The following is a 7,047-nucleotide window of genomic DNA, read 5'->3' as shown; positions in this document are numbered from 1 at the left end:
CCGGCAGCGTCGCCATGTCGAGGGCGGCGCGCATGAAGTCGAGCGCCCGCCCGGCCGCCGCTGCCGGAAGCCGGCCGATCCGCCCCTGCCGTGCCGCCAGCGCCGTCTCGAGCACGTCCCGCCAGCAGGCCGGATAAGCTTCCAGCCCCCACCGGCCTGCCGCCGACTTGCTGACGATCCGGCCGGTCCGGAGCGTGCAGTCGATGCGGGCGATTCCGAGCACGCCCCAGGCGACCGTGCCGGCAGCCACCTCGTCGTCAGCGCCCTTGCTCGCCATGGCCGCCACGCCATGCGCGACCCAGCCGCGCCAGTAGCTCTCCAGATTGCCGCGCAGGAACCCGCGCAGTGCCGCGGCATCGAGGCCGATCCCGAGCTCCGCGGGGGCTGGGCCCAGCAGGGGGAGGCCATGGCGGGCCAGGCAGAACCAGGTGACCGGGTTGGCGTCGAAGCAGGCTTCCGCCCGGCGCAGCCGGCCATCGAGGCTGAAGGGAACCGCCAGCGGGCGGACGGGCGTCGTCCGGAGCTGCGTCACGTCCAGGTAGCAGCCGTCGAAGGACGGGGTGTCCGGTGCTGCCAGTCCGGTATGGACCCGCTCCACCCGGTCCAGCTCGTCCGAGGTGAGCGGGGCCGGCATCACGGTCACGAAATCGACGTCGCTCCGGCCCTCCTGGTAGTCGCCCAGCGCCAGCGAGCCCACCAGGTAGAGGCCACGGGGCCTGGGAGCACCATGCCGGTCGAGCAGGACCAGGTAGTGGTCGACCATGCGGGCCACGGCGTCGGGCAGGTGCCGCCGCATGCAGGCATATCCAGAGTCCACTAGCGGCCGGCCCCTGGCCGCTCCACCACTGCACGCACCAGCCCGCTCAGGGCGGCGCGGACGGCCGGGTCGTCGATCTGGCTGAACGGCACTTCGGCCGGGCCGGCCTCAGGCGAGTCCTTGGCCGCCAAGGCAGTGCTGGGCGGGTGCAGGTCGACCATGCCGCACAGCCACTGGATGTCGGTGCGCAACCGCTCGGCGATCAGGATCAGCCGCGCAGCACTCACCCGGTTAGCACCGCGCTCGAACTTCTGGACCTGCTGGTAGGACACGCCGATCACCTGGCCCACCTGTTCCTGGGTCAGGCCGAGCTCGATCCGGCGACGGCGCAGCCGTTCCCCGATCTTGCGCTCGATCAGCGTCTCGCGATCCACCAGCCAGCCCTCCGGCCGTCGAACCGGCCCATCTGGCTTGCACCATCCGGCTCGGCTAAGGTCCTGCCGACAAGCGATGATCATAACCCCAGGTGGAACGGGCTACAAGGAATGCCGCTGATCGACCCTCGCGACCGCGTCCTCGGGATCCGGTTGCGGCACGTCCTGCGCACCGGTGCCGTGGCCTTGATCCTGGCATTGGCGGCCTGCGGCGGGGGCAGTGAGTCCGACCAGGCCCTGGTCGAGCCGGACAAGCCGGCCGAGCAACTCTACGGCGAAGCCCAGGACCTGATGCAGCAAGGCAGCTGGAACCGGGCGGCCGCCGCGTTCGAGGAGGTCGAGCGCCAGCATCCCTATTCCGAGCTCGCCAAGCGCGCTCAGGTCGAGGCGGCCTATGCCTATTACGAGGGCAGCTCCTACGACGAGGCCATCGGTGCCGCCGAGCGGTTCATCGACCTGCATCCGGGCGACGAGGCGACCCCGTATGCCTACTACCTGATCGGCCTGTGCTACTACGAGCAGATCAGCGACGTGGGGCGCGACCAGGAGATGACCCAGCGCGCCAAGAGCGCGTTCGAGGACATGGTCCGCCGCTACCCGCAGAGCGACTACGCCCGCGACGCCACGCTGAAGCTCGACCTGATCCGCGACCATCTGGCCGGCAAGGAGATGGAGATCGGGCGCTACTACGAGAACCGCAAGCAGTATGTCGGCGCCATCAACCGCTTCCGCAACGTGGTCGAGAACTACCAGACCACCTCGCATGTGCCGGAAGCCCTGTTCCGGCTGACCGAGAGCTATCTGGCACTCGGCGTGCACAAGGAGGCCCAGGCCGCCGCAGCCGTGCTTGGTTACAACTATCCGGGATCTATCTGGTACGAACGGTCCTATGCCCTCCTGGAGGGCCGGGATCTGGCACCAGCGGAGGACAGCGGCTCATGGCTGTCGAACCTGTTCTGAGCACCCCAGTTCTGAGCATCATGGCCGGTTCATGCTGCTCAGCCTGAACGTCCGCGACCTGCTGCTCCTGGACCGGCTCGACCTGGAGTTCGGCTCGGGCCTCACCACGCTCACCGGCGAGACCGGGGCGGGCAAGTCGATCCTGCTGGGCTGCCTGGGCCTCGCCACGGGTGCCCGGGCGGAGCGCGGCCAGGTTAGGGTCGGCTGCCAGCAGGGCTCGGTCACCGCGATCTTCGGCCTGTCCCCGGACCATCCGGCCCGCCAGCATCTGGCCGAGCAGGGTATCACGGTGGGCGAGGAGATCAGCCTGCGCCGGGTCGTGTTCGCCGATGGCCGCTCGCGCGCCTTCATCGAGGACGAGCCGGTGGCGATCGGCACGCTGGAGCGGGTCGGCCGCGACCTGGTCGAGGTGCATGGCCAGTTCGAGCAGCGCGGCCTGGCCGACCCGGCTCGGCACCGCAGCCTCCTGGACGCGTTCGGCGGCCATGAGGGCGACGCGGAGGCGGTGCGCGCCGCCTGGGCGGCCTGGCGCGACCTGAAGGGGCGGCTCGACGAGCGGCGCCATGCGGTCGAGCAGGCGGCGGCCGAGGAGGAGCGGCTGCGCGCCCATCTGGCCGAGCTGGAGAAGTTCGGCCCGGTGCCCGGCGAGGAGGAGGAACTGGCCGCCGAGCGCCAGCGCCTGCAGACCCGCGACCGGCAGATCGCCCTGTTCGACGAGGCCGCCAAGGGCCTGGCCGAGGCCGCCGAGCGGCTGGCCGGGACCCAGCGCAAGCTCGACCGCTCCGGGATCGACGATCCGAGCCTGGAGCAGATCGTGGACGGGCTGGAGCGTGCCGCCTCCGAGCTGGCCGATGTCGAGCGGGCCACGGGCGAGCGGCTGCGCGAGCTGATCCACGCCGAGGGCCGGCTTGACGAGGTCGAGGAGCGGCTGTTCGCACTGCGCGCCCTCGCCCGCAAGCACCGCGTCGGCACCGACGAGCTGGAAGGCTTGCGCGACGAGTTCGTGGCGGCCCTGGCGCGGATCGAGACCGGGGCTGCCGACATCGTCCGGCTGGAGGCCGAGGCCGAGACCCTGCACCGCCGCTTCCTGGCGGCGGTCGAGGCGCTCACCGCCGCCCGCCAGCGCGCAGCCGGCATGCTGGCCGACGCGGTCGCGGCCGAGCTGGCGCCGCTCAAGCTGGAACGCGCCACTCTGCGGGTGACGCTCACGCCGCTCGAGCCGGAAGCCTATGGCGAGCACGGGGCGGAGCGGGTCGCCTTCGAGGTGCGCACCAATCCGGGCCAGCCGTTCGGGCCGATCGGCAAGATCGCGTCCGGCGGCGAGCTGGCCCGCTTCATGCTGGCGCTCAAGGTCGTGCTGGCCCGGCTGACCCCGGTCGAGACCCTGGTGTTCGACGAGATCGACGCCGGCACGGGCGGGGCCACTGCCGATGCGATCGGCGAGCGCCTGGCCCGTCTCGCCGAGGAGCGCCAGGTGCTGGTGGTGACCCACGCGCCGCAGGTGGCGGCCAGGGCGCAGAGCCATCTGCGGGTGGTGAAGCTGCAGGAGGAGGACCGCACCCGGGTGATCGTGGAAGCGCTGGAGGGCGAGGAGCGCCGCGACGAGGTGGCGCGGATGCTGGCCGGCGCCCAGGTCACCGACGCCGCCCGGGCTGCGGCCGACAGCCTGATCCAGGATGCCGTCACCTGAGCCGGCGTCTGCGCGTCAGGAACGGCCGTCTGGTTCCGGCTCCCCCGGGAGCGGCGAGCTACTGCACCCGCGATACCTCCAACAGCCGTATACGGCCGCCGGCTGCTTCTGCCCCGGCCCATGCAGCGGTATACGGCTTCAGGAGCTGGCCATGTCCACGATCGTGACCTGCCGTCTCGACGACGAGGTGCTGGCCGGGCTGGACCGCTTCGCGGCGCGATACACCAACGGCTCCCGCAGTGCCGCGCTCGAACGGCTGGCGCGTCAGCAGCTGGCCATCCCGGCCCAGCCCAGGACCGGCGGACAGGACCGGGCTTCGGGCGCGGCGGCGGCCGCGTTCGGCAAGGAGGCGGCGGCGTTCCTGGCAGGGCAGCTCCGAGCCACCAGGATCGTCCAGGAGCCGGCGAACATCTACGGCCTGCCCGACGGCACGCGGGTGCTCATCAAGAGCGCCAAAGGCCTGGGCGAGCGGATCAACGTCTTGCCGGGCCTGCTCGGGCGCTTCCACTATCTCCATGCAGGCTTCTGGGACCGGCAGGGCACCGCGTGTGACCTGTTCGAGCTTCCGGCGGATCTGTTCGTCCGGCATGCCCGCAAGGCCAGCCAGGGAAAGTACCTGCAGATCGACCGGGGGACGGTCGAGTGCCTCCAACTGGTGGCCAGGGTCTATCGGAGAGGGTGAGGTGTCGGTTGGGTCGGGATCATCCAGCATCGCGGATCAGGCCAGTGCGTCGCGGGGCAACCCGATGACGGATGTCGACGCCCTGGACGAGGCGGCCGCCGGCGCGGAGCTGCAGCGCCTGGCCGAAGCGATCGCCAAAGCCGACCGCGAATACTACCAGCAGGACCGGCCGAGCCTGACCGATGCGCAGTATGACGAGCTGCGCCGGCGGAACCAGGCGATCGAGGCGCGCTTCCCGGCGCTCATCCGCCCGGACAGCCCGAGCCACCGGGTGGGGGCCGCCCCGGTGGCGGCGTTCGGCAAGGTCGTCCACCGCGTGCCGATGCTCTCGCTCGACAACGCCATGAACCCCGAGGAGATCCACGAGTTCGTGGCCCGCGTGCGCCGCTTCCTCAAGCGCCCGGACGACGTCCAGGACGATTATGTCTGCGAGCCCAAGATCGACGGCCTGTCCTGCTCGCTGCGCTATGAGGACGGCGTGCTGGTGCGCGCCGCCACCCGCGGCGACGGCACCACCGGCGAGGACGTCACCGCCAACGTGCGCACGATCAAGGACGTGCCGACCCGGCTGCACGGCGAGGCTCCGCGCGTGATCGAGGTGCGCGGCGAGGTCTACATGGAGCGGCCGGCCTTCGCCCGGCTGAACGAGGAGCAGGAGGAGGCCGGCCAGCTCCCCTTCGCCAACCCGCGCAACGCCGCGGCCGGCTCGCTGCGCCAGCTCGACAGCAAGATCACCGCGAAGCGCCCGCTGCGCTTCTTCGCCTATGGCTGGGGCGAGGCGGATCCGCCGGTCGCCGGGCGCTACTCGGCCTTTCTCGACCGGCTGCGCGGCTGGGGCTTCGTCGTCAACCCGCTCACCCGGATCTGCCGCACCGCCGACGAGCTGGTGGCGCACCAGGTCGAGATCGGCCGGCAGCGGCCGGATCTCGCCTACGAGATCGACGGCGTGGTCGACAAGATCGACGACATCACGCTCCAGGAGCGGCTGGGCTTCGTCGGCCGGGCACCTCGCTGGGCGATCGCCCACAAGTTCAAGGCCGAGCAGGCCCAGACCACGGTCCGCGAGATCACGATCCAGGTCGGCCGCACCGGCGCGCTGACCCCGGTGGCCGAGCTGGAGCCGGTCAATGTCGGCGGGGTGACCGTGGCCCGCGCCACCCTGCACAACGAGGACTTCATCCAGGCCAAGGACATTCGCGTCGGCGACCGGGTGCTGATCCAGCGCGCCGGCGACGTGATCCCCCAGATCGTCGAGGTGGTCGACCCCGACCGCCCGGACCGTGCCCCAGCCTATGTCTTCCCGGACACCTGCCCGATCTGCGCCAGCCACGCGGTGCGGCTGGAGGGCGAGGCGGTGCGGCGCTGCACGGGCGGCCTGATCTGTGCTGCCCAGGTGGCGGGCCGGCTCCAGCTCCTGGTGGGGCGCGACGCGTTCGACATCGAGGGGCTGGGCAAGAAGCAGGTCCCGCAGTTGATCGAGGCCGGGCTGCTGCGCGAGCCGGCCGACCTGTTCGTGCTGGCCCGCGATCCGGAACGTCTGGCGAGGCTGGGCGAGCTGGAAGGCTGGGGCAAGCGCAAGATCGAGAATCTGGTCCGCTCGATCGAGGCAAGGCGCACCATCCCGCTCGACCGCTTCATCCTGGGCCTGGGCATCCGCTTCACCGGCGAGGTCAATGCAAGGCTGCTGGCCCGCGCCTATGGCAGCTACGCCGCCTGGCGGGAGGGCATGCTGAAGCTCGCCGCCGGCGACCCGGACGAGCTGGCCCATCTGGACAATGTCGACCGGGTCGGCAGTGCGCTCATCGGCGCGCTCACCGCCTTCTTCGCCGAGCCGCACAATGTCGCGGCGGTCGACGCGCTGGCGGCCGAGCTCACCATCACGGACGCTGCCCGGCCCCGGGCGATCGAGAGCCCGCTCTCGGGCAAGGTCGTGATCTTCACCGGCACGCTGGAGACGCTCGGCCGTGCCGAGGCCAAGGCCCGGGCGGAGCGGTTCGGCGCCAAGGTCGGCTCGTCCGTGTCGAAGAACACCGATTATCTGGTGGTGGGCGCGGATGCCGGCTCCAAGGCCGCCAAGGCCCAGGCACTGGGCGTACAGACCCTCTCCGAGCAGCAGTTCCTGGAAATGACCAGCGGCACCTAGCCACGAGCTGGGCAATATTACGAGCCGGACAACATCGCCTTGTACAACTCGTGCGACGGGCGATGTCATGATATCATCGATCCTCTCCATCCTGAGAGGTGACGAGATGAGAATGCGAATCATGTTGGCCGCAATTGCGGCGGCCACTTCCATGCTGTCAGTGACGGCCAGCGCCGAGACTATGGAAGGGCAGGTGAAGGCTGCCTATGAGGCATGGGATGCCGCGTTCAACCAGGGCGACGCGAAGACCGTCGCCAGCCTTTACACGGACGACGCCATGCTGCTGCCGCCCACGCACGACGTCATCGAGGGGACGGCCGGCATCGAGCAGTTCTTCACGGGCGTGATCGGCAGCGGGGCGACCGACCACACGCTGCAGCC

Annotated in this window: 7 protein-coding genes; 5 read left to right on the top strand and 2 right to left on the bottom strand. The window is 70.7% G+C overall.

Translation table 11 applies throughout. The annotated features are described in order from the left end of the window. The coding region (locus VNS22_RS13310; protein ID WP_325733157.1) for an aminoglycoside adenylyltransferase domain-containing protein at positions 1-796 on the bottom strand (796 nt) is incomplete at its 3' end. Between the two features lie 20 nt (positions 797-816). Further along, entirely contained in the window at positions 817-1,191 is a 375-nt protein-coding gene (locus tag VNS22_RS13305; RefSeq protein ID WP_325733155.1) for a helix-turn-helix transcriptional regulator, read from the bottom strand. Positions 1,192-1,302: 111 nt separating this feature from the next. Here VNS22_RS13305 and VNS22_RS13300 point away from each other — a divergent pair, with 111 nt between their 5' ends. The 5 genes from VNS22_RS13300 to VNS22_RS13280 form a co-directional block, all read left to right on the top strand. Beyond that, on the top strand, positions 1,303-2,151 hold the full coding sequence (locus tag VNS22_RS13300) for an outer membrane protein assembly factor BamD (RefSeq protein ID WP_325733152.1): 849 nt from the start codon (positions 1,303-1,305) through the stop codon (positions 2,149-2,151). A gap of 31 nt (positions 2,152-2,182) precedes the next feature. Then, positions 2,183-3,841, top strand: a complete 1,659-nt coding sequence (gene recN / locus VNS22_RS13295) for a DNA repair protein RecN (protein WP_325733150.1) — start codon at positions 2,183-2,185, stop codon at positions 3,839-3,841. 151 nt (positions 3,842-3,992) lie between these two features. Then, complete coding sequence (locus VNS22_RS13290; RefSeq protein WP_325733148.1) at positions 3,993-4,523, top strand: hypothetical protein; 531 nt, start codon at positions 3,993-3,995, stop codon at positions 4,521-4,523. A gap of 64 nt (positions 4,524-4,587) precedes the next feature. Continuing rightward, positions 4,588-6,666, top strand: coding sequence for an NAD-dependent DNA ligase LigA (gene ligA, locus VNS22_RS13285; RefSeq protein ID WP_325733146.1), 2,079 nt, complete (start codon positions 4,588-4,590; stop codon positions 6,664-6,666). A gap of 193 nt (positions 6,667-6,859) precedes the next feature. Further along, positions 6,860-7,047: YybH family protein (locus VNS22_RS13280; protein ID WP_325733144.1), on the top strand; the 188-nt coding region annotated here is incomplete at its 3' end.

The organism is Geminicoccus sp., from assembly GCF_035556675.1.
Lineage (GTDB): Bacteria > Pseudomonadota > Alphaproteobacteria > Geminicoccales > Geminicoccaceae > Geminicoccus.
This window is presented reverse-complemented; position numbering and strand designations above follow the sequence as displayed.

What these genes read in the sequence shown, in the direction of transcription:
- ligA (WP_325733146.1), top strand. Translation starts at nt 4,588, where the DNA reads ATGACGGATGTCGACGCCCTGGACGAGGCGGCCGCCGGCGCGGAGCTG.
- VNS22_RS13300 (WP_325733152.1), top strand. Translation starts at nt 1,303, where the DNA reads ATGCCGCTGATCGACCCTCGCGACCGCGTCCTCGGGATCCGGTTGCGG.
- recN (WP_325733150.1), top strand. Translation starts at nt 2,183, where the DNA reads ATGCTGCTCAGCCTGAACGTCCGCGACCTGCTGCTCCTGGACCGGCTC.
- VNS22_RS13290 (WP_325733148.1), top strand. Translation starts at nt 3,993, where the DNA reads ATGTCCACGATCGTGACCTGCCGTCTCGACGACGAGGTGCTGGCCGGG.